The following is a 20347-nucleotide window of genomic DNA, read 5'->3' on the forward strand; positions in this document are numbered from 1 at the left end:
TTTTCAATCATGAAACCCAAAAGGATTCGCTTTTTTAATACTTGCGGAATACTTACATTTGAAACACCAATCATTATCAAAATGGACTTGCTAAAGAAAATAAACTCAAAAGCCAAAACCGATCTCAATACTGGTTTCGGAACCAACGCCAACAGTTACGGCGGGCGTTTTATCAATAAAGACGGCACAGCGAACATACAAAAACGCGGGATGACTTTTCTGGACCGCATCAGTTGGTACCATACGATGCTTGCCATGCCCCGATGGAAATTTCTGGGGATTTTATTCGGTTTTTACGCCGCAGTTAATTTTATTTTCGCATGCATTTATTACGGAATAGGAATCCAGTATTTAGACGGCATTTCGACTACCGGTTCGGAATGGGTCAAATTTGGTAAAGCTTATTTTTTCAGCGCACAAACTTTTACGACCGTAGGATACGGACACATCAGCCCCAACGGATTTCTCACCAGCGCACTAGCAGCAGCGGAAGCCTTAATTGGCTTGTTGAGTTTTGCGATTGCGACAGGATTGTTCTTCGGACGGTTTAGTAAGCCTACGGCTTTTTTGAAATTCTCGCACCATGCGTTGATTTCTCCCTACAGAAATGGAGGCAAAGCGTTGATGTTGCGCATGACGCCATACAAAAATACCAACTTCACTGACGCTGAAGCCAAAATTACACTCGGAATGATCATTGAGGAAAATGGCAGTATGGTCAACAAATTCTATACGCTCGATCTTGAACTTTCTAAGGTCAATGCGTTGACTTTAAGCTGGACACTTGTGCATCCGATTACTGAGGAAAGCCCGTTATACGGTTTTACCGAGCAGGATTTCAAATCGATTGATGGCGAAATTCTGGTCTTTGTGAAAACCTTCGACGAGATGTTTAGCACTACCGTGGCTGCCAACACGTCGTATACTTTTGATGAATTTGTCTATGGCGCAAAGTTCGAAATGATGTATTCCGACAGCGAAGATGACAGCCGGACCATCTTACATCTCGACAAACTCAATGCGTTTTATGCCGTAGATTTAAAATAAAAAAGCTCCCGTTTCTGGAAGCTTTTCTGTTTTTTATTTCAAAAGAAATTCAGTTTTGACACTGACTTTGTTCGAGACTTTGCTCTTGACTACCGAAGGAATCTGAATATCATAATCGCTCGCATTGACGTTGAAAGTAGAAATGATTTCAATACCGCTTTCGGTCTTTCTGATTTTAGCGGTTGTGGTCAAATCGTTCGTTTTGCCATGCAATTCAAGTTTTCCTTTAATGGTATATTCTTTAGCGGTTGCGGTCAAAGCGCTCGCATCGAAATTCAAAATTTTCCCTTTGAAGGTTGATTTTGGATAGGTGTCGCTATTGACGTAATTTTCATTGAAATGCTCTTCCATTAAAGCGAGTTTGAACTTATATCCTTTCATCAAAGACAAACTGGCAATATCGCCTGTTTTGACATTGAGTACACAAGTGACGCCATCGTTTTTGGCTTTCACTTCTTCAAAAGCCGGAACCGAAGCCTCAAAAGTGATTTTTCCGGTTTTGGTGATCATTTTATCTTGCGCGAAAGAAGCTGAGGTCATAAGCAATACGGCCAGTACTAATAGTTTATTCATAGCAGTTGTTTGTTAGTTTTGAAAATTCTGGGCTTGCCATTTGGCAATGATGTCGATTTTAGTTTGCGGCAATCTTGTTCCGCCATTCGGCATCATGCCTTCGGCGCCTTGCGCTCTGGAAATCCGGTCGAGCAATTTGCCATTGCTGACGTACTCTTTGACTTTGTCATAATCGGTTAGTGCCATCGGCGCACTATTTTGTTGAGGCTCTCCGTGGCAACTTAGGCAATTACTTTCAATAATAGGTCTTACATGTTCGGTGTAAGTGACGTTGGCCGGGATTTCCCCTTCAAGATCATCGGGGCTGTTGGAGCTGCAGCCTGCCATCAATAAGGCTGTCAATGCTAATGTTAGTGTTTGTTTGTTTGTCATAGCTGTTTTTTTATTTCAAAAATATATAATTAAAACTATATATAATTATGTTTGTAATCTAAAAAAAATTGAAATGAAAAAAATTGCATTAATCACGATTGTCTTATTGTTGGCCCTCGGCTCGGGATTGTACTTCTATATGTACAAAGCCCATCGCGATATTGCCAGTGAAGACGCCAGTTTTACGCTTACCGTAAAAAGTCTGCAAGCTGAGTTTACCCAAAACGACAGCCTTGCCAACAAAAAATACTTGGACAAGACAATTGAAGTTTCCGGTAAAATTTCCAGTATTGATCCTGCCACCAAAGCTATCGTACTCGATGAAAAACTCGAGGGAACTTTCCTGCCGCCTATGCCAGAAGGCTTTACAGTCGGGAAACAGGTAAAAATGAAAGGCCGCTTTATTGGTTATGATGACCTGTTGGAAGTGTTCAAAATGGATCAGGTCACCGTTACCGAATAAAAGCTTTCAAATTATCCGGATTTCGATTTATTTCGTATTTAAAGGCAGAAAACTGTCGACAACTCAAACAAACAAACTTTTTTACACTATGAAAAAACTATTATCCTTAGCATTACTATTTCCGGCCATTTGCTTTGCACAAGACGATTTGCTCGCAGGAATGGACAGCGTTCCCAAAAATCAACCCGTAGAATCGGCTTTCAAAGCGCTTAAAATCGTCAACCTCGAATCGACAAAACTAGCTTCTAAAGGCGATTTTTATTTTGTGGTCGCGCACAGGTTTGGTTCTCTCAAAGACAGGTTTGAGGGCGCTTATGGATTAGACAATGCAGTTACCCAACTCAAATTTCTTTACGGTGTCACGGATTGGTTGACACTAAGTGCCGCTCGAAGCGAACAGGCTTATGATTTCTCGACAAAAATCCGTTTGCAGGAACAGCTGAACAATGGATTTCCGTTTGCGATTGCAGCCTTCGGAAGCATTGGTTTCAATAACCTTTTGAAAGAAAGCAATTATCCTAAAATGAAATTCAATGATCGGGCGATTTATGTTTCGCAACTGTTGATTTCAAGGAAATTCACCAAAAAACTGTCCTTAGAAGTTGCTCCTACTTTTTTTCATGAGAATTTTGTAGACAACGATCTTCAGGACAATTCGCAATACGCAGTAGGTCTGGGCGGGCGTTATAAACTGACCAACCGTTTGTCTTTAAATGTAGATTATGCAGCGCATTTGAACAGAACAAGCAGCTCAATATATAAAGATCCGTTGTCAGTAGGTGTTGATTTAGAAACCGGCGGGCATGTTTTTCAGATGCATGTCAGCAGTTCACAAGGCATTCATGAAGCAGGTTTCTTAGGACATACTACAGGCGATTGGGGTAAAGGAGATATTTTCTTCGGCTTCAATCTTTTGAGGGTGTTTTAGCGAAGATTGCAAGACTGTGAGATTGCTTCGCCAGTTCGCTGACGCTCGTGTGTAAGATTTTAAGACAAAAAAAAACTCCAATTAATATTGGAGTTTTTTTATTTAAATACTTCTAGAATTTTAAAATCCTGAAGGTTTATTTTTTGAGGATTTTTTGTGAGTATGTGTTTCCTTGTGCATCTTTCAAAATCAATAAGTATGATCCTGTTGCCAATGATTTTACGTCAACGGTTTGGTTGGTAAAGTTTGGACTTAAAATCAATTTACCATTCAAATCATAAATATTCGCTTGAATGATGGCGCTTGCAGGATTGTTGAATTTGACATTGATGATGTCACTAGCAGGATTCGGATATACACTGAAAGCATTATTCTGAGTTTGGTTTACAGCCAATAAAGAAGAACCTTCCACGACCAATAAATCCTGATCTACCGAAGGATTAAGTATGGTGTCAACAACTCCGGATGGCCATTTTATAATTATTTTTTCTATTGTTGGAGCAGCTGCAGTGCCTCTGTTTACAGTATCAGGACCTAATCCGAAATGCGCATTGATGGTGCTCATGTTCTGGAAGCCGGTTCCGCTTTGCACGTCTCTGATTTGTTTTCCGGCTGCGGTATACACTTCCACTCTGGAGCCGATACCGTTTCTGTTACTTTGAAGGCCTTGAAGGTTAAGCGTAATCCAATGGTTTGCATTTCCGTTGTTGAACAAAATGTTATTTCCGTTTTGAATGTCAAGGAAACCATCATCGTTCAAATCTCCTACAGGTCGGTCTACGGCTGATAACGGATAGGTGTTTGGATTTGGTGTGAAGTGAAAATTTCCGTCACCGAACATAATCTGATTTCCAGAACTCAATACATCCAGAAAACCGTCATTGTCGAAATCATGCGCTACATATTCTCTACCGGTAGCCGTTGTGGTATCAAAACCGGAACCTGCAGTAACGCTGGTAAATGTTCCGTCGCCATTATTTCTTTTTACGTTGGTGTTTCCGTTGGATAAGGAATTTACCCCAACAATCACATCCATCCATCCGTCGTTATTAAAATCGCCGATTGCTGAAGACCAGGTTTGTTCCGGATCCGCCATGTTAGCATTTGCAGCAATGTTGGTGTAGGTTCCGTCACCATTGTTTTGGAACAATTGGTTGATGTTTCCACCTACGCCTGAACCACCCTGACCGCATTTCGATAAGTGCATGTCTATTTTTCCGTCGTTGTTGAAATCACTCCAAAGTGAAGCATAGTTTCCACCGCTGGCAAAATCACCGATACCGCCCTGAATGTGATTCAGGTTCGTGCCATCGTTCATATAGCGTCTGTTCGGTGCATTGTCATCGCACGCAAAACCATCCAATCTTCCGTCATTGTCAATATCCACAAAATTGGTACGCTGCACCAAATAAGATTGTGCTTTTCGGTCTGTAGTGTACGCGGTTCCGTCTGCATTGGCTTTCAAAAAAGTAACGCCACTTCCTGAACCGAACACTAAATCGTTAAATCCGTTGTTGTCATAATCACCGGCTGCAATACTCCAAGAAGGAGAAACTACAGTGTTTGTTAAGCTGAAAGTTGTAGGGGTGAAGGTTCCGTCGGGTTGTTGGTATGCGATGACCATTTGGGTAGTACTTACCGCTGATACGATATCGTCTTTATAATCGCCATTCATATCTACGATACAATTGTTGTAAGTTCCTGCAATACCATTGACTGGCGTTGAAGTGAATGATAATCTGTCTTCCGCTGGAGGAGGTGCTACGATGAGGCTAAAATCAAAGCCTGCAGAGCTGTATCGGTTGTCAAAAGCAATGATATAAACAGTTCCGGTGGTCACTTGAAAGGTAAGTTGTGATGAGTTGGTACCGTTATAATCATCATTAGATCCCACACATGTTAAATTTGCGCAACTTCCCGAATATACAATGACGCGAGTGTCTACATTTTGATTTTGTGGTAAAAGGGTTGTTATGGTAATCGTGTTGTTTTCTGTAGCGGTAAAAGTATACCATTTTCCTTTGGACGCAGGAATGTTGTTCATATTGTTCAATCCGCAAAGTAAAGTAGGAGCCTCGCCAGCTTCATTAGTAAAAGGCGGCGCTGTGGTAGTAGAACCTAGTGCTACCGCAACGGCAGTGTCGCAATGTTCTTGCGCCATGGTAAAGGTGAAGCTAAAAATGGCAATAAAAAGGGGTAATGTTTTTTTCATTAGTTTCGGAGTTAAATTTTATTTTAAATTCGGTTTTATTTTAGTCGCAGTTTTGTGTTAGAGACGAAATCCATTGCTCGATAAGCGATACACCTTCATCGTGAACAATCGTTCTTCCCAGCAACGGCATACGTTCGCTTTCATCGGTAGAGTTTATTCGGAAGTGAACCACTGATTTGTCAAAATTTCCAGGATTAATGAGTTTTTGCAGGGTCGGGCTGATTTCTTCGGCAGCTGTTACACAAATACCGAGATTGGTTGGATTTGTAGTTTCACTAAAAGCAAACCGCAATGCACGGTAATCGCAACGGGCATGGTCCTGATGGCAATGCGCACAATTGATGTCTAAATAAGATCGGGCTCTCAAGTCTAAGGATTTTGTAGTGTCGTGATAATCAACTGTTGAAACTACTGAAGCAGGATAACTGTTGATATAGCGCTGCTGTAAAAGATACTGCAATTGGTTTTTGTTTCCGTTTGTATAGGCATAATCGATATTCAGGTTTTGAGGTTTTAAACCAATGGGCGTAGCCTGTTCGTTCAATTTATGACAGGCGAAGCACTCAGCATCCGATGGAATTCGGTAATCAGTAGTGATGATTTCGTTGTTTGGTTTTTTAAAAGTGATGGTTTTGCTACTGCCATTAGTGAAATCCGGCCCAGATACCAAGTCTGCGTCAGTTTGTTCGTCATTCCATAAATATTCATAGAATTTCCAACCATCTGACTTGCGAACCATAATTCGGGTTTCGATGATTTTAGTGGTATTGTTAGGCTGAATCGTATTGTAATAAAAAGTTTTGATTAATACGGTTCCTACGGGGAAATCAAATATTTTGTTATCAGCCACATAGGTTGCTTTCACGCCTTCAGGCATCCAGATGAATCTTTTCTTTAAAGCATAATCCGTGAAAAGCGTACTTGCCGGAGTGTAAGGTATTACTTTGAAACCTGGAGTCTGATTTTTCATCGGGCCAATGAAAAAATGATAATCAGACAGTTTCGCGAACGGGACTTGTGAAAAATCAAATTTAACAGGGCTATAGATAGGTTTGGTTGCCCGGTTGGATGTCGTGATATCGGTATATTCTTCTTCACTGTTAGAGCACGAATGAAAAATAAACGCCGCCGCTACTACACATAAAACAGAAAGTAAAAGTTTTTTCATAAGAATCTAAAAAAAATGCAAACCAAAAGTAATAAAAATTATGAAACTGCTACGTTTATTACTAAACTATTGATTAACATTAACATTATTAAGAATCTATCAAAAGAAAGCATCGGTTCTGACATGAAAATCATTGCCAAAACCGATGCTTATAAGTAAAGCGTATTGCGCTATTTCCGGGTTATTCCTTAACGAATTTCTGTGTGAATGATTTACCGTTTTGGTTTTGCAATACCAATAAATAAGTGCCGCTTTGTAATGTTGCTATATTTAATTTCATTGAAGTCAATGGGGTATCTAAAACGATTCTTCCGGTCAAATCAAAAATTTGTGCCGCTTTGAAACTTTCCGTAGCATTAGCTTTTACATTGATGTTCAAAAATTCTTTAGATGGATTTGGATAAATGCTAAACTCAGAATATACATTCGCATTCACCGCCAAAGTCGATCCTTCAGTTACTCTGAGGGCTTCATTGATGGTAGGATTATCGATAGTATCCACAATACCCGAAGGCCATCTCACTATTAATTTAGTAATAGCGGAAGCTTGTCTATTAGTAGGGCTAGCTTGTCCGAGTCCGAAGTGAACGTTTAACGAACTCATAAATTCAAAACCTTCACCACTTCTGACATCTCTGATTTGTTTTCCGAAACTACCGTAAATCTCAACCCTGGCACCGATTCCGTTGGCATTACTTTGAGTTCCCTGCAATTTTACTTTGAACCAATTGTTTCCATTTGGAACCGCATAACGAATCGTGTTTCCATTTTGGATATCCAAAAATCCGTCATCATTTAAGTCGCCAATCGGGCCGATAGCCAAGGCAGGATAAGTAGTCGGCGCAAAAATCATATTGCCTTGGTTGAAAAAGATTCTGCTTCCGCTGCCCAAAATGTCAACAAGCCCATCGTTATCAAAATCGTAAGCTACATAATCCCTGTTGGTCAAATTATCTAAATTTAAGCCCGAACCTGCAGTGACATCTGTAAAAACTTCTTCAGTATCGTTTGTCGTATCCAAATTGTTTCTGAAAAGAATATTTTTAACGCCTCCGTTAGAACCTACCATGATATCCATGTCTCCATCATTGTCGAAATCCGCTACTGCTGATGACCACGATTGCACTGGCTGGCGATTGATTCCTGCAATGGCTGAGATATCTGTGTAACCTGCAGCTCCGTCATTCCTGTGCAATTCACATGGAGGCCCGGAACATTTAGAGATGAACATATCCCTGTCGCCATCGTTGTCATAATCTGTCCAAATGGACGCGTAGTTTCCACCTGTGACTGTAAGTCCCAAATTGTAAGCTCCCGGCGTCGTACCTGATTGGTAATGTGTCCAATTGCCTGCACCGTCATTCAGATAATATCTGTTTGGATTGTTATCGTCGCATACGAAAGCATCAAGATTTCCATCATTATTGACGTCGATGAAATTCGTTCTCTGGCAAAGATAACTGGTGTTGGTAGTTTTGCTGATGTATGCAGTGCCAGTGGCGTTCGATTCCCAGAAACTAGGACCGCCGCCCGCACCGAAAAGCAAATCATTATAACCGTCTCTATTATAATCGCCTGCAGCGATACTCCATGAAGGTAGCGTAGTACCCGTACCCGTGACTGCGAAACTAGAAATTGAAAAAGTACCTCCTGGTTGTTGGTAGTGTACTTTTAAATTTCCGCTGCTCACTCCTACAATATCGTCTATGCCATCACCGTTCATGTCTACAACGCAATTTTTATAATTGCTGTCGATGGTTGAAATTGTTTGTGAAGTATAATTCACCGGAATGATGATTGGTGTCTCAGTCAAGGTAAAAGCAAAACCGTCTGCGCTGTGTTTGTTGTCCCAAACGATATAGTAAGTTCCTCCCGCAGAAACGGTGAAGCTCTTTTTAGACAAAAGAGAATCATCGGGGTTTTGCGAATCACATGAAATGACCCCTGAATCGTCGTCGCCGATAAGGCAGTTTAACACAGCAGATCCTGAGCATGTTCCTGAGTATACGTTGAAATTAGTGTCTTTACAGATGTTCTGTGCCAAATCTGAACTTACCGTAACTACATAATTCTGGTTCGGAGAATATACGTACCATTTGGCCAGAGTAGCATTGGAACAAGTCGAAACAATGTTTTGTTCATCTATGCCCGTAACCGTTGTTGTGCCGGCAGTTATAGCTGTTGCAAACGAACAAGGCGTCGGAACAAAGACATTTTCTATCAAAGCGAAGCTAAAACCCGCAGAAGTCCATCGGTTATCGAATGCGATATAATAAGATGTTCCTGCAATGACATCAAACGTCGCCGTAGAAGAGTTTCCTGTACCGCCGTCATCGTCACCTTCGTAGCAAACCAGATTGTCACAAGTACCACGGTATACGTGAAAACGGGTGTCTACCAGCGGTGCGTTGGCCGGTAAATCTGTAGTTACGGTTACGCTATGATTTTCTGTAGGGGTGTAGATGTACCATTCGCCTCCGGGCGGCCGTGTTAAAGGAACAGCACCGTATTGGGTGTCGCATAAGGGAGTTGGCACCTGACTACCGTTAATGGCCGTAATGGCGTAAGTGCCGGCTGTAATGGGAACGGCAGTGGCACAGGTGTCCTGGGCTTTTGTGACCTGCACAAAAACCAGTAACATGATGACGAGAATAATTTTTTTCATAAGTAATTAATTGGTTATAGTTGTTTGTGTAATAGAATTTATTTTTAAGGACAATCCTGCAGTGAATTGATCCATGCGCCCATTAAAGCCACGCCTTCTTCATGAATCATTGTCCTTCCGTGCAGTGGCATTCTGAATGCTTCATCGGTGGTGTTTATTCTGTAATAAAGCATCGAACGATCGGAGCTTCCGGGATTTACAATCGTGGACAAATCTACAGGAAAACCCTGCATGTCCGATGTGCTGACACATACGCCCATATTGGTTTTTCCAAGGCTGCCGGCGATTCCGGTTTCGGCAAAATCAAACCGCATGGGGCGGTAATCACAATGCCTGTTGTCCTGGTGGCAGTGCGCGCAGTTGATGTCTACATAAGACCGCGCTCTCAATTCAAGAGGTTTTGAAGTATCTCTGTAGTCGATGGCTGTGTTTTCTGCGGAAGGCAAACTGAAATTATTTTGCAGATAGCCTAATTTAATCCACATGGCCAATTGGTTTCTGGTCGTGTTGCCGTAATTGTAATTCCAGTTTAGATTTTGAGGTTTGATGCCGATAGGAATGTAAGTGGTGACTTCAACATTATTAACGAGTTCTTTCCTTTTATGGCAAACTACACATTGCGCTTCCGACGGAATCCGGTAATTGGTTCCTTTCACCACGTTGTTTTCATCAGTCCATGATATCTGGGTATAGCCTCCGTCCATGTTATAGTAAGCTTCTGTCTGTTCGTCGTTCCATACATATTCTGCGAAAATCCAACCCGTGGCTTTTCGGATCATGAGTCGGGTTTCGATTATGCGGGTGGTGTTGGAAGGAAGTACATGGTCGTAATAAAAACTTTTAATGATTACCGCGCCTACCGGTAATTCTAATACTTTGCCGTCGCCGTTGTAAGTAGCTTTCGTGCCTTTTGGCATCCAGACAAATCTTTTTTTGTGGGCATAATCGGTAAATAAAGTACTCGCAGGTTCGAACGGAATTACCTTATAACCAGGTTTTAAATTTTTGAGCGGACCCACAAAGAAATGGTAATCGGATAATTTCGGAAAAGGTGTTTGACCGAAATCAAATATCACAGGAGCTTCTACGGGAGTACTTTGTCTGTTAGAAACATCTACATAGTCTTCATCCTCGCTCATAGTACAGGAAATGACGAGTAATGTTAGGCAAAAAACGCTAAAAATGGAATAGTAAAATTGTTTCATAAATTTAAAAAAGTGAACCAAAAATAATAAAAATATTAATTAAACTCTCAAATTCATCAATAACTATTGGTTATATTCTATATTTTTTATGTATTTGACAATCATCAAAAATTCACACTTCACGCTGAATTATAACATTGACAATACATGCGCAAAAATCTAATTCTTATTCAGTAAGAAAACTCAAAATGAAAACACCCTACTTTTTTTAAAGAAATTTCTTCCTAATCTTCGGAAGTTTATAGAATGAGTTCATTATCATCCGATTCCGCTCTTTTTAAAACGGCTTCAGGCAATGATTTTTTAGCCTTGGCACCCATTTTTTTGAGTTTTTCGACGCTCGTAATCAGATTGCCTTTTCCTTCCACGAGCTTGTTCATCGCAGCATCGTATTCGGTTTTGGAATCTTTGATTTTGTTACCGACTTTGACCAGATCGGCAACAAATCCTTCAAATTTATCATACAAAGCACCAGCTTGTCTCGCAATCTCATAAGCATTTTCCTGTTGTTTCTGGTTCGTCCACATGCTGTCTATGGTGCGCAAAGTCGCAAGTAAAGTTGATGGCGTGACAATCACGATATTCTTCTCGAAAGCTTTGTTGTAAAGCGAATTTTCCTCATTCAAAGCAATCGCAAAAGCAGGTTCAATCGGAATAAAAAGCAACACAAAATCCGGACTTTCGATCTGATACAAATCATGGTAATTCTTTTCGCCCAATTGCTCCACATGACGTTTGATTGAATTCACGTGCTCTTTCAGATAAACGGCTCTCAACGCATCATCTTCTTCATTGCTGAATTTTTCATAAGCCGTCAAAGACACTTTCGAATCGACAATCATTTTCTTTCCGTCGGGCAAATTGATGACAACATCCGGGAAAACACGTTGTCCGTCATCTGAAGTGTGTGCTTGCTGTACGAAATATTCTCGGTCTTTTTCAAGGCCTGATTTTTCGAGCACACGCTCCAGAATCAATTCGCCCCAATTGCCCTGCATCTTGCTGTCGCCTTTGAGCGCTTTGGTCAGGTTGATGGTTTCCTTGCTCATCTGCTCGTTCATCTCGCGCAACCCAAGAATTTGCTGGCGTAATGCGGCGTGATAATCGATGCTTTCCTTGTGCGTATCTTCCACTTTTTTCTCAAACAACTGGATTTTATCCTGCAAAGGCGACAGGATGTTTTTCATGTTTTCTTTATTCTGCTCGGTAAATTTGGTGGTTTTCTCTTCGAGTATTTTGTTGGCAAGGTTTTCAAATTCTTTGGTGAATTTTTCCTGCAGTTTTTCGACTTCCTGTTTTTGTTCGAGGTTGCGTTCGCGCAGGTACTCAAAATCGGCTTCTTTTTTTGTAAGTTGCAGGGCGAGACTGTCTTTCTCGTTGCGGATGTATTCTTTTTCCTGTTGCGATTTCTGAAGTTGCTCTTTGAGGCTTTCGAATTGCGAATTCAATCCGATCAGTTTTTCCTCCAAACCGATTTTTTCCGATTTCGATTGGGCGGTAAACAACAGTTTTCCGATGTAAATTCCGATGGCCAAGGCAATGCTGAAAGTAAGAATGGTAATGATAGTGGCGTTCATGTTTGTGATTCAATTTGTAGCTAGTAAAGGTAAGGAATAAATGCAAATTCCCTCGAAGCTGATTAAAATTAATGACCCTCAAAAAACTATTTCGATTATCTTTGAGGCTTTAAAAATGTAAAAGATGACACCAAGATTCCTCGGATTGCGAACTACCATATACAAAGTTTCTGACCTTGAAAAAGCCAAACTTTGGTACAACGCGCTTTTTGAAACGGCACCTTATTTCGATGAACCTTTTTATGTAGGATACAATATCGCTGGTTACGAACTTGGTTTGCAACCTGAAGAAAATCCTATTACCACAAAAGAAGAAACCGTGCTCACGTTTTGGGGCGTCGAAGATGTCAATGCGGAATTCGAAAGAATGGTTTCATTAGGCGCGACAGTACATGAAAATCCCATGAACGTTGGCGGAGAAATTATGGTCGCTACGGTCAAAGATCCATGGGAAAATATTATTGGAATCATTTACAATCCCGAATTCAAATTACCTTCAACAACCTAACAATCGAAGCGTTGAACCACCGTCATTTCCTAATTCACAAACCTTACGGCTATTTAAGCCAGTTCAAATACGAACTCAAACGCAAGAAGAAACTGCTCGGTGAATTTTATGATTTTCCCGAAGGAATCATGGCGATTGGCCGTCTCGATGAAGATTCCGAAGGCTTACTTTTACTCACCACTGACGGCAAAGTAAGCGAGCAGATCCGAAGCAAAAAAGTCGATAAGGAATATTATGTGCAAGTCGATGGTCTGATCCATCAGGAAGCGATTGAAAAAATGAAAAATGGCGTTGAAATTGGTTTTGAAGGCACTAAATACATCACCAAACCTTGTCAAGCTTTTATTCTGGAATCGGTTCCCAATTTCGGACCACGCGCCAAAAAAATCAGGGACGAACGCCACGGCCCGACTTCTTGGGCATCGATTACGGTCAACGAAGGCAAATTCCGTCAGGTCAGAAAGATGACCGCAGCTGTCGGATTTCCCACATTGCGGTTGGTTCGCGTCCGAATTGGAAACGTACATCTTAATGATTTACCTTCTGGTCAAGTTGTCGAAGTTCCTGAATTCAATATTTCTTAGTCTTAAAATCTCACAATCTCATAATCCAATCCAATGCTTAACATCGTATTAGTAGAACCCGAAATCCCCAACAACACCGGAAACATCGGACGTTTATGCGTCGGCACTGAAAGCCGTTTGCACTTAATTCATCCGTTCGGGTTTCAGATTACCGATAAAAACTTAAAACGTTCCGGCCTCGATTATTGGGTGCATCTCGATTGGAAAGAATATCAAAATGTTGATGAGTGGGTTGCCCAGATTCCTGATTTGTCACGTGTTTTTCTGATGAGTTCGCACGCGAAGCAATCGTATCTCGAGAACGAATTCCAAGACGGCGACTGGCTGGTTTTCGGAAAGGAAAGCGTGGGTTTGAGCCAGGAAATGCTACAAAGATTTCCGAACCATCTTAAAATTCCTATTTCGCCTTTGGTACGCAGTTACAATCTCGCGAATGCGTGCGCATTTGTCATCGGTGAAGCTAGAAGACAAATCTTAAAGTAAGTGATCTAATCGTTCCTCAAACGATGTGGTAATTTTACAAGTATTCGCCGTTTTTCTGTAACGGATTTAAGCTATGTGAAATTCAAATTTGTATATCGATAAAGCAACAACAATCGATATCCAGATATGAATAGCAACAACAAAAAAAGAAGCTCCGGTTTTGAAAAAATATCTTCAGTAGTCACCAGAGCGGCAGGCAGTACGGCGGCTTTCGTGATTTCATTTTCTATAGTGCTGATTTGGATTGTTTCCGGTCCTTTTTTTAATTTTTCGGACACCTGGCAATTGGTGATCAATACGGGAACCACGATTGTGACTTTTCTCATGGTATTTTTGATTCAGCGAAGTCAAAATAAGGATTCGATTGCCATTCATCTCAAACTCAACGAACTTATCGTAGCCAAAGAAATGGCGAGCAACCGGTTGGTTTCCATAGAAGATATCAATGAATCCGATCTTATTGTACTTAAGAAATTCTACAAACACATCGCCAAATTAGCAGAAAATGACGAGTCCGTTGAAGAATCACACTCGTTAAAAGAAGCCGATTTGAGCCACAAGCGTAAAAAAATCACGAACCAAAAAACCAAGAAATCATGATCAAATGGACCGCTATTTTTCTAGTCATCGCACTCATTGCAGCCTTGTTTGGCTTTACCGATATTGCTTCGGGTGCTGCGCAGATTGCACAAATTATTTTCTTCACTTTCCTTGCTTTAGTCGTCATCACCGGAATTCTTGCCGTTACGATTTTTAAGAAAAACTAAAGTTCGCACCAAAAAGCAAACCCATGAAAAATGCCATTCAGGATTATCCGTTATACATAAAACTATCATTGATCACCATGGGTTTGGTGGCGTTCTTCTTCGTATTGTATATTGGAGCGGATATCATAGTTCCTTTGATTTTTTCAGTAATCATTGCGGTATTGCTCAATCCGTTGGTCAATTTTTTAATCAGAAAAAAATGCAACCGTGTCGTGGCGATACTTTTAGCAGTTACGGCGACGATGTTGCTGATTGCTTTGCTGGCTTATTTTATTTTTTCTCAGGCGGCCAATTTAAGCGATTCGATGCCCGAACTCAAAGGAAAATTCACCAAGATTCTTGATGACGGCATGTATTGGATGGCCGCAAATTTCAATGTCGAACATTCCCAAATCAACGCATGGATTGCCAAAACCAGAGCCGAATTAATGAGCAACAGCACTACTTATATCGGTACGGCCTTAACGTCTTTTATGGGTTTGCTGGTGTTGTTCTTTTTGTTGCCTGTTTATATTTTTATGATGTTGTTCTACAAACCGCTGCTGCTCGAATTCATTGCGGAGTTGTTTAAAAATAACCGACAAGAATTGGTTGGTGAAGTACTCAGTGAAACCAAAACACTCATCCAGAGTTACCTGATCGGGTTGCTGATTGAAGCGGCTTTAGTAGCGATCCTAAATTCGATTGGATTGCTGGCATTGGGAATTGATTACGCTATATTGATTGGTGTCATCGGCGCTTTGTTGAATTTTATTCCGTACATCGGCGGTATCGTAGCTATTGCTATACCGATGCTGATGGCCGTCGCGACTAAAACTCCTATTGACGCTTTGTGGGTATTTTTGATTTATTGTTTCGTACAGTTTGTCGATAATAATTTTATTGTGCCAAAAATCGTGGCGAGTAAAGTAAAAATCAATGCGCTTGTTTCTGTCATTGTAGTATTGATTGGTGGTGCGATTTGGGGTATTTCCGGAATGTTCTTGGCCATTCCACTCACGGCCATCATCAAGGTCATCTTCGACAGGATCACACCGCTAAAACCGTTTGGCTTTTTATTGGGCGATAACCAGCCCGAAATAGGCAGTTTTATGCATCTTACCGTACGAAAAAAGCGAAAGGTCGAGTAATTGCCTTTTGTCGCTTCATGCGATGCAAATTTTTATATATTTGAAAATGAGCAACCCATAAACTTTCATAGTATGAAGCATTCTTCCGAATTTCGCTACACCATTTTCAGGCATCTCGACGGATTGGCCACTGCTCCTGTAGCAGTCGCACTTCAGAAAAAAGGTGTTTTGCAATATTTACTCGATCATAAAGAAGCCACGCTTGACGCACTGACTTCTCAATTCAAAGCCAACAAAGGATATCTTCATGTGGGTTTGCGCGTTTTGTGTTCGCAAGGGTTTTTAGAATATCATTCGGATGCGGAAACCATAACATTCAAATTGTCTGCAAAAAGTGAAACCGCTTTTTCGCTGTTTTACCTCTATGAAGATGTTGTTGATTTACTGCATTTCTCCACACAATTTCATCCGAGGCTTTTTGAAGAAGCCCCTTTTCACAAACTCAACCTTATTTTTGAAAAGTATCAAAAGAATTACGGCATCACCTTTTCTGATGATGAACCCACAGCTGAAATCCAACACCAGATTTTAAAGCATGTCGAAGGCTATCTCGTTGGTCCGACATTAGTTCGCTTGGGTATGAGCGGCATGTTCCACAAATACTTCATGGAGGTTTCCTTCCGTCCTGAAGAATTTCACAAATCGCCTGAATTGTTCGTCAAGATTCTAAATTTCCTCACCTTTTTAGGATGGTTCGATGAAAATAACGGCAATTATCAATTTACAGAAACGGGTTTGTTTTTTGCCAAACGTGCTTCGGCTTATGGAGTCACGGTTTCTTATTCGCCGACTTTTGCGAGGATTGAAGAACTCATGTTTGGAAACCCATCGATCCTGAGAATGCAGCCTGATGGTAGTGACGAAATCCACGTGGATCGCGAAATGAACGTTTGGGGAAGCGGCGGCGCCCACGAAACCTACTTCAAAATCGTAGACGAAATTTTAATCGAACTGTTCAACAAGCCCATTGAAGAACAGCCCAAAGGAATCCTCGATATGGGTTGTGGCAATGGCGCGTTCCTCCAACATATTTTTGAAGTGATTGACCGGCAGACTTTGCGCGGCAAAATGCTCGACGAATATCCATTATTTTTAGTAGGCGTCGATTATAATCAGGCAGCCTTAAAGGTTTCGCGCGCCAACCTGATCAAAGCCGACATTTGGGCGAAAGTCATTTGGGGCGATATCGGACGTCCGGATATCCTAGCCAACGATCTTATGGAAAATTACAAAATCGACCTTAAAGATTTGCTTAATGTGCGCACTTTTCTGGATCACAACCGCATTTGGGAAATGCCAAGGCATAATACACCGAATCGCCTGAGTCAATCCACTGGAGCTTTTGCGCATCGTGGTGAAATGATCAGCACCGAACTGGTTGAAGACAATTTGCTCGGACACCTGCAAAAATGGTCGCCTTATGTGAGCCGTTTTGGGTTGTTGCTAATTGAATTGCATACGATTCCACCGGAAGTGGCGGCCCGCAATATTGGTAAAACCGCCGCAACCGCTTATGACGCGACCCACGGTTTTTCAGATCAATATATCGTAGAAATCGACGTGTTCAACAAAGTCGCAGCAGAAGCCGGTTTGTTTCCCGATGCTTCAGTTTTCAGGAAATTCCCCGATTCGGAAATCGCCACGGTCAGCATCAATTTGTTGAAAGGGAAATAGGTTTGGTCTGAAAAGTCAATTACAGGTTTCTGAAAATAAATTTGCCAGTCACGGCATCAAAGAAAAGATGTTCATCAGAAAACAAGGTGTTTAAAACGCCATTGGCAATCAATGCTGAAGGCTTGTCTTGTATGGTTTTCCGCTCATTCATCACAATTATTTCATCACTCAGTTGAATCGCCATGTCGATGTCATGCGTCGAAAATAAGATGCATTTCTGAGTTTCCTGAGTTAGTTTTTTAAGCAGCCTGAATAGTGAAACTTTATGCTTCAAATCGAGATGTGTTGTCGGTTCGTCAAGGATAATCAGATCCGTGTCCTGTGCCAACGCTCTTGCAATCAATACAATCTGGAGTTGTCCGTCGCTGATTTCGTAATGCTTTTTGGCAAGTAAAGCTTCGACTTGTGTTAAGGCTATTGCTTCATCTATTTTATGGCGATCCAGTTCCGATAATTTTCCGATCCAGTTCGTGTAAGGTTGTCTGCCCAAAGCAATCAATTCGTAAACGGTCAAGTTGCTTGGTGGTAATTTTTCTGTAAGCACTAAACTCATTTGTTGTGCGAGCTCAAGTGATTCAAATGAATGCAGCGGTTTTTCATTCAGATCGATCTCGCCTGAAAGTGGTTTTTGGATTCCCGTTAGCGTACGCAACAACGTAGATTTCCCGATACCGTTGGCGCCGATAAGTGCGATGAGTTTGCCTTTCTTCAATGTAATATTCACAGCCGATGCAATGCAATTCACTTGCTTGGAATCCGCGTAGCCGATGCTTAAATTTGAGGTTTTTAATGTAGTTTTATGTTCCATCAGCCCATCATTTTTCTTTTGCGGACTAATAGCCAAACGACTACAGGCGCGCCAATTATTGATGTAATTGCGTTAATGGGCAACGTAAAATCACCACCCGGAACTTGTGAAATCATATCACATAACAGCATAATGCTCATCCCAATCATGGAAGTGCTCCAGAATAAAACCGCATGATTGCTCGTTTTGAAAATCAGTTTGGCCATATGCGGAACGGCAAGTCCGACAAACGCAATCGGTCCGGCAAAAGCGGTGATGCTTCCTGCTAAAATACTCGTAGCCATAATGATGATGAATCTCGATTTTTTGAAATCCATGCCAAGGCTTTTCGCGTAGTTTTCACCAAGTAGTAAGGCATCAAGCGATTTGATACTGGCGAGGCTCAATACCATTCCAATCATCACCGTGATGGTCAAAACCAAAATGGAATTCCACGATAAATTGCCTAAATTTCCGAGCGACCAAAACGTGAATTTCTGCAATTGTGCCGCGGTGCTGAAATAGGAGAGGACGCCCACAAACGCATTCGTGAAACTGCCGAACATCAATCCGACGATTAAGATTACAGTCGTATCGCGTAAGCGTTGTGAAATTACCAATATCGAAAGCAACACCAAAGAACTTCCGATGCAGGAAGCGATGATGATTCCATAAGAAGATACTAAAAAACTACCCCAAACCGCAGGTAAAAATCCCGCACCTAAAATGACCAAAGCCACGCCCAAACTCGAACCCGAACTAAGTCCAAGAACATAAGGTCCGGCCAACGGATTCCGGAATAAAGTCTGCATCAGCAAACCGCTGACCGACAAACCGACGCCAACCAAAACCGCAGTAATTGCTTTGGGCAAACGGTAATTTAAGATGATATATTCCCAGGTTTCTTTAGAAGCTTTTCCACCAGTTAATGTGGTCAGTACTTCTTTAAACGGAATGGTTACTGATCCTAAGCTGATATCCAAAATGAGTAGAAACACCGCGATGACCAGCAGTAAAAGATAAAGAAAAGTATGTTGTTGGCGTTGTATCATTGTAACTGGTCAAAAAAATACAACTGATAATCCGGCAGCAATTCCGGATGCGTGATTTTTAAAATGTCCTTTAATACCAAATCTGGACGGTTGGGTGCTAGTTCATAAAAAATAAGCCCGCCTTTTTTGCCTTTGCGCGTGCTGTATGAATAGACCTTTTTATTCTGAAAAGCTTTGAATTGTCCGTAGTGTGGATTGGCATCAAGCATTTCCTTGAGCGACGTAAATTCGCCCGGACCAATCCAGATGTCGGCATTTTGCGCTTTTTCGAGAACGCTTTCAAACGACAACGACAAACTTCCCGTGCCTTTGCTGTCGGCCCATAAATATTGGGCATGCGCTTCTTTGAGAAAATAACAACCCCAACTGTTTCCTTCGGGTAAATACCATTGGTTTTCATAAATCGCGCCGCCCATAACGGTTGGTTTTGTATTGGCTTTGGATGCGATAGCGGCAGTTTTTTTATAGTCCGAAACGATGTTGTCGAAAATGGTATTCGCTTTCGATTCCATACCGTATAAGACGCCAAACAACTTGATCCATTCTGCTTTGCCGAGTGGTGTTTGTTCGTTCCAGTCGCCGTTGAGGATGACTTTGAGCCCGCTTTTTTGAAGGTTGTCTAAAGTAGGATTGTTGTTGTCGATGCCAAAACCAACGATGACATCGGGCGCAATATCGATGAGTACTTCGGTATTGAGGTTCTGGTTGCTTCCGAGTTCTTTGATGTTTCCGGAATCAATGCGCTGGCGAACTTTTTCGGAAGAAATATAATCGAGATTCGGAAAACCGATAAGTGTGTTTTCGACGCCAAGCATTTCCAGAGACGGAATATGCGTGGTTGAGGTCACGACAATCTTTTTAATCGGAATCTGAATGATCGTATTTTGTTTGAGGCTGTCCGGAATGCTGCCTTTTTTTTCCTGAAGAATGTAGGTGTAGACTTTTGCAGCATTGGGCCAAGGATCGGTGATTTTTACAATTGAAAATCCTTGATGCTTCACAATCGATATTCCTTTGGCGTACTGAATCTGGTTGGTTCCGTCAAGATGATCCGTGACCAGATTGCCTTTTTTTTGTTGGCATCCAGCGAGGAATAACAGTGAAAACAGCAATGGGATTTTGAGCAGAACAGATTTCATAGACTTTCATTCA

At 41.4% G+C, this 20347-nt stretch carries 21 protein-coding genes; 11 read left to right on the forward strand and 10 right to left on the reverse strand.

Annotated elements, in window-relative coordinates; all coding sequences use genetic code 11:
• Positions 1–81: 81 nt before the first annotated feature.
• Positions 82–1047, forward strand: coding sequence for an ion channel (locus tag Q0058_RS12375; protein WP_298224387.1), 966 nt, complete (start codon positions 82–84; stop codon positions 1045–1047).
• Positions 1048–1080: 33 nt separating this feature from the next.
• On the opposite strand, the gene Q0058_RS12380 is transcribed toward Q0058_RS12375, so the two are convergent.
• Positions 1081–1620 carry a YceI family protein gene (locus tag Q0058_RS12380; protein ID WP_298224389.1) on the reverse strand — a complete coding sequence of 180 codons (540 nt, stop codon included), beginning with the start codon at positions 1618–1620 and terminating at the stop codon, positions 1081–1083.
• Between the two features lie 12 nt (positions 1621–1632).
• Positions 1633–1992 (reverse strand): hypothetical protein, encoded by a 360-nt coding sequence (locus Q0058_RS12385; protein ID WP_298224391.1) that lies wholly within the window; start codon positions 1990–1992, stop codon positions 1633–1635.
• A 73-nt stretch (positions 1993–2065) separates the two neighbouring features.
• On the opposite strand from Q0058_RS12385, the gene Q0058_RS12390 reads away from it, so the two are divergent.
• Both Q0058_RS12390 and Q0058_RS12395 read left to right on the forward strand, forming a co-directional pair.
• Complete coding sequence (locus tag Q0058_RS12390; RefSeq protein WP_298224392.1) at positions 2066–2455, forward strand: hypothetical protein; 390 nt, start codon at positions 2066–2068, stop codon at positions 2453–2455.
• 88 nt (positions 2456–2543) lie between these two features.
• Positions 2544–3383 carry a DUF5777 family beta-barrel protein gene (locus Q0058_RS12395; protein WP_298224394.1) on the forward strand — a complete coding sequence of 280 codons (840 nt, stop codon included), beginning with the start codon at positions 2544–2546 and terminating at the stop codon, positions 3381–3383.
• A 136-nt stretch (positions 3384–3519) separates the two neighbouring features.
• Here the strand turns inward: Q0058_RS12395 and Q0058_RS12400 are convergent, their stop codons facing one another.
• Both Q0058_RS12400 and Q0058_RS12405 read right to left on the reverse strand, forming a co-directional pair.
• Positions 3520–5595: an FG-GAP-like repeat-containing protein gene (locus Q0058_RS12400; RefSeq protein WP_298224395.1), complete on the reverse strand. Its 2076-nt coding sequence runs from the start codon at positions 5593–5595 to the stop codon at positions 3520–3522.
• Between the two features lie 40 nt (positions 5596–5635).
• Positions 5636–6763, reverse strand: a complete 1128-nt coding sequence (locus Q0058_RS12405; protein ID WP_298224397.1) for a hypothetical protein — start codon at positions 6761–6763, stop codon at positions 5636–5638.
• Between the two features lie 15 nt (positions 6764–6778).
• On the opposite strand from Q0058_RS12405, the gene Q0058_RS12410 reads away from it, so the two are divergent.
• Complete coding sequence (locus tag Q0058_RS12410) at positions 6779–6922, forward strand: hypothetical protein (RefSeq protein ID WP_298224399.1); 144 nt, start codon at positions 6779–6781, stop codon at positions 6920–6922.
• A 22-nt stretch (positions 6923–6944) separates the two neighbouring features.
• Here the strand turns inward: Q0058_RS12410 and Q0058_RS12415 are convergent, their stop codons facing one another.
• The 3 genes from Q0058_RS12415 to rmuC all read right to left on the reverse strand — a co-directional run bounded on the left by Q0058_RS12415 (position 6945) and on the right by rmuC (position 12210).
• A complete protein-coding gene (locus tag Q0058_RS12415; protein ID WP_298224401.1) occupies positions 6945–9428 on the reverse strand; it encodes an FG-GAP-like repeat-containing protein in 2484 nt (827 codons plus the stop codon).
• Between the two features lie 44 nt (positions 9429–9472).
• Positions 9473–10633 carry a hypothetical protein gene (locus Q0058_RS12420; RefSeq protein WP_298224403.1) on the reverse strand — a complete coding sequence of 387 codons (1161 nt, stop codon included), beginning with the start codon at positions 10631–10633 and terminating at the stop codon, positions 9473–9475.
• Positions 10634–10872: 239 nt separating this feature from the next.
• Positions 10873–12210 carry a DNA recombination protein RmuC gene (rmuC, locus tag Q0058_RS12425; RefSeq protein WP_298224405.1) on the reverse strand — a complete coding sequence of 446 codons (1338 nt, stop codon included), beginning with the start codon at positions 12208–12210 and terminating at the stop codon, positions 10873–10875.
• Between the two features lie 124 nt (positions 12211–12334).
• Here rmuC and Q0058_RS12430 point away from each other — a divergent pair, with 124 nt between their 5' ends.
• The 7 genes from Q0058_RS12430 to Q0058_RS12460 all read left to right on the forward strand — a co-directional run bounded on the left by Q0058_RS12430 (position 12335) and on the right by Q0058_RS12460 (position 17356).
• Positions 12335–12718, forward strand: a complete 384-nt coding sequence (locus tag Q0058_RS12430; protein WP_298224407.1) for a VOC family protein — start codon at positions 12335–12337, stop codon at positions 12716–12718.
• Positions 12658–13302, forward strand: a complete 645-nt coding sequence (locus tag Q0058_RS12435) for a pseudouridine synthase (protein WP_298224409.1) — start codon at positions 12658–12660, stop codon at positions 13300–13302. Before Q0058_RS12430 ends, Q0058_RS12435 begins: the two co-directional genes overlap by 61 nt.
• 33 nt (positions 13303–13335) lie before the next feature.
• On the forward strand, positions 13336–13785 hold the full coding sequence (locus Q0058_RS12440; RefSeq protein ID WP_298224411.1) for a tRNA (cytidine(34)-2'-O)-methyltransferase: 450 nt from the start codon (positions 13336–13338) through the stop codon (positions 13783–13785).
• 126 nt (positions 13786–13911) lie between these two features.
• Positions 13912–14385, forward strand: coding sequence for a low affinity iron permease family protein (locus Q0058_RS12445; protein ID WP_298224413.1), 474 nt, complete (start codon positions 13912–13914; stop codon positions 14383–14385).
• A complete protein-coding gene (locus Q0058_RS12450; protein WP_298224415.1) occupies positions 14382–14552 on the forward strand; it encodes a DUF1328 domain-containing protein in 171 nt (56 codons plus the stop codon). The genes Q0058_RS12445 and Q0058_RS12450 overlap by 4 nt, the downstream gene beginning before the upstream one ends.
• A 23-nt stretch (positions 14553–14575) precedes the next feature.
• Positions 14576–15682 carry an AI-2E family transporter gene (locus Q0058_RS12455; RefSeq protein ID WP_298224416.1) on the forward strand — a complete coding sequence of 369 codons (1107 nt, stop codon included), beginning with the start codon at positions 14576–14578 and terminating at the stop codon, positions 15680–15682.
• Between the two features lie 72 nt (positions 15683–15754).
• Positions 15755–17356 (forward strand): class I SAM-dependent methyltransferase, encoded by a 1602-nt coding sequence (locus Q0058_RS12460; RefSeq protein ID WP_298224419.1) that lies wholly within the window; start codon positions 15755–15757, stop codon positions 17354–17356.
• A gap of 19 nt (positions 17357–17375) precedes the next feature.
• Here the strand turns inward: Q0058_RS12460 and Q0058_RS12465 are convergent, their stop codons facing one another.
• From Q0058_RS12465 to Q0058_RS12475, 3 genes are read right to left on the reverse strand one after another with little or no spacing between them, the layout of a single operon-like run.
• Positions 17376–18164 (reverse strand): ABC transporter ATP-binding protein, encoded by a 789-nt coding sequence (locus tag Q0058_RS12465; protein ID WP_298224421.1) that lies wholly within the window; start codon positions 18162–18164, stop codon positions 17376–17378.
• Complete coding sequence (locus tag Q0058_RS12470; protein WP_298224423.1) at positions 18164–19195, reverse strand: iron ABC transporter permease; 1032 nt, start codon at positions 19193–19195, stop codon at positions 18164–18166. Before Q0058_RS12470 ends, Q0058_RS12465 begins: the two co-directional genes overlap by 1 nt.
• On the reverse strand, positions 19192–20334 hold the full coding sequence (locus tag Q0058_RS12475; protein WP_298224425.1) for an ABC transporter substrate-binding protein: 1143 nt from the start codon (positions 20332–20334) through the stop codon (positions 19192–19194). Before Q0058_RS12475 ends, Q0058_RS12470 begins: the two co-directional genes overlap by 4 nt.
• Between the last annotated feature and the right edge of the window lie 13 nt (positions 20335–20347).

This window comes from Flavobacterium sp. (genome assembly GCF_027484705.1).
Taxonomy (GTDB): Bacteria; Bacteroidota; Bacteroidia; order Flavobacteriales; family Flavobacteriaceae; genus Flavobacterium.

Excerpts from the sequence above, each read along its gene's own strand:
- Q0058_RS12420 (WP_298224403.1), bottom strand. The coding sequence starts at position 10,633 with ATGAAACAATTTTACTATTCCATTTTTAGCGTTTTTTGCCTAACATTA.
- Q0058_RS12415 (WP_298224401.1), bottom strand. The coding sequence starts at position 9,428 with ATGAAAAAAATTATTCTCGTCATCATGTTACTGGTTTTTGTGCAGGTC.
- Q0058_RS12455 (WP_298224416.1), top strand. The coding sequence starts at position 14,576 with ATGAAAAATGCCATTCAGGATTATCCGTTATACATAAAACTATCATTG.
- Q0058_RS12405 (WP_298224397.1), bottom strand. The coding sequence starts at position 6,763 with ATGAAAAAACTTTTACTTTCTGTTTTATGTGTAGTAGCGGCGGCGTTT.
- Q0058_RS12430 (WP_298224407.1), top strand. The coding sequence starts at position 12,335 with ATGACACCAAGATTCCTCGGATTGCGAACTACCATATACAAAGTTTCT.
- Q0058_RS12440 (WP_298224411.1), top strand. The coding sequence starts at position 13,336 with ATGCTTAACATCGTATTAGTAGAACCCGAAATCCCCAACAACACCGGA.
- Q0058_RS12475 (WP_298224425.1), bottom strand. The coding sequence starts at position 20,334 with ATGAAATCTGTTCTGCTCAAAATCCCATTGCTGTTTTCACTGTTATTC.
- Q0058_RS12460 (WP_298224419.1), top strand. The coding sequence starts at position 15,755 with ATGAAGCATTCTTCCGAATTTCGCTACACCATTTTCAGGCATCTCGAC.
- Q0058_RS12410 (WP_298224399.1), top strand. The coding sequence starts at position 6,779 with ATGCAAACCAAAAGTAATAAAAATTATGAAACTGCTACGTTTATTACT.
- Q0058_RS12470 (WP_298224423.1), bottom strand. The coding sequence starts at position 19,195 with ATGATACAACGCCAACAACATACTTTTCTTTATCTTTTACTGCTGGTC.
- rmuC (WP_298224405.1), bottom strand. The coding sequence starts at position 12,210 with ATGAACGCCACTATCATTACCATTCTTACTTTCAGCATTGCCTTGGCC.
- Q0058_RS12390 (WP_298224392.1), top strand. The coding sequence starts at position 2,066 with ATGAAAAAAATTGCATTAATCACGATTGTCTTATTGTTGGCCCTCGGC.
- Q0058_RS12375 (WP_298224387.1), top strand. The coding sequence starts at position 82 with ATGGACTTGCTAAAGAAAATAAACTCAAAAGCCAAAACCGATCTCAAT.
- Q0058_RS12465 (WP_298224421.1), bottom strand. The coding sequence starts at position 18,164 with ATGGAACATAAAACTACATTAAAAACCTCAAATTTAAGCATCGGCTAC.
- Q0058_RS12380 (WP_298224389.1), bottom strand. The coding sequence starts at position 1,620 with ATGAATAAACTATTAGTACTGGCCGTATTGCTTATGACCTCAGCTTCT.
- Q0058_RS12385 (WP_298224391.1), bottom strand. The coding sequence starts at position 1,992 with ATGACAAACAAACAAACACTAACATTAGCATTGACAGCCTTATTGATG.
- Q0058_RS12400 (WP_298224395.1), bottom strand. The coding sequence starts at position 5,595 with ATGAAAAAAACATTACCCCTTTTTATTGCCATTTTTAGCTTCACCTTT.
- Q0058_RS12445 (WP_298224413.1), top strand. The coding sequence starts at position 13,912 with ATGAATAGCAACAACAAAAAAAGAAGCTCCGGTTTTGAAAAAATATCT.
- Q0058_RS12395 (WP_298224394.1), top strand. The coding sequence starts at position 2,544 with ATGAAAAAACTATTATCCTTAGCATTACTATTTCCGGCCATTTGCTTT.
- Q0058_RS12450 (WP_298224415.1), top strand. The coding sequence starts at position 14,382 with ATGATCAAATGGACCGCTATTTTTCTAGTCATCGCACTCATTGCAGCC.
- Q0058_RS12435 (WP_298224409.1), top strand. The coding sequence starts at position 12,658 with ATGGGAAAATATTATTGGAATCATTTACAATCCCGAATTCAAATTACC.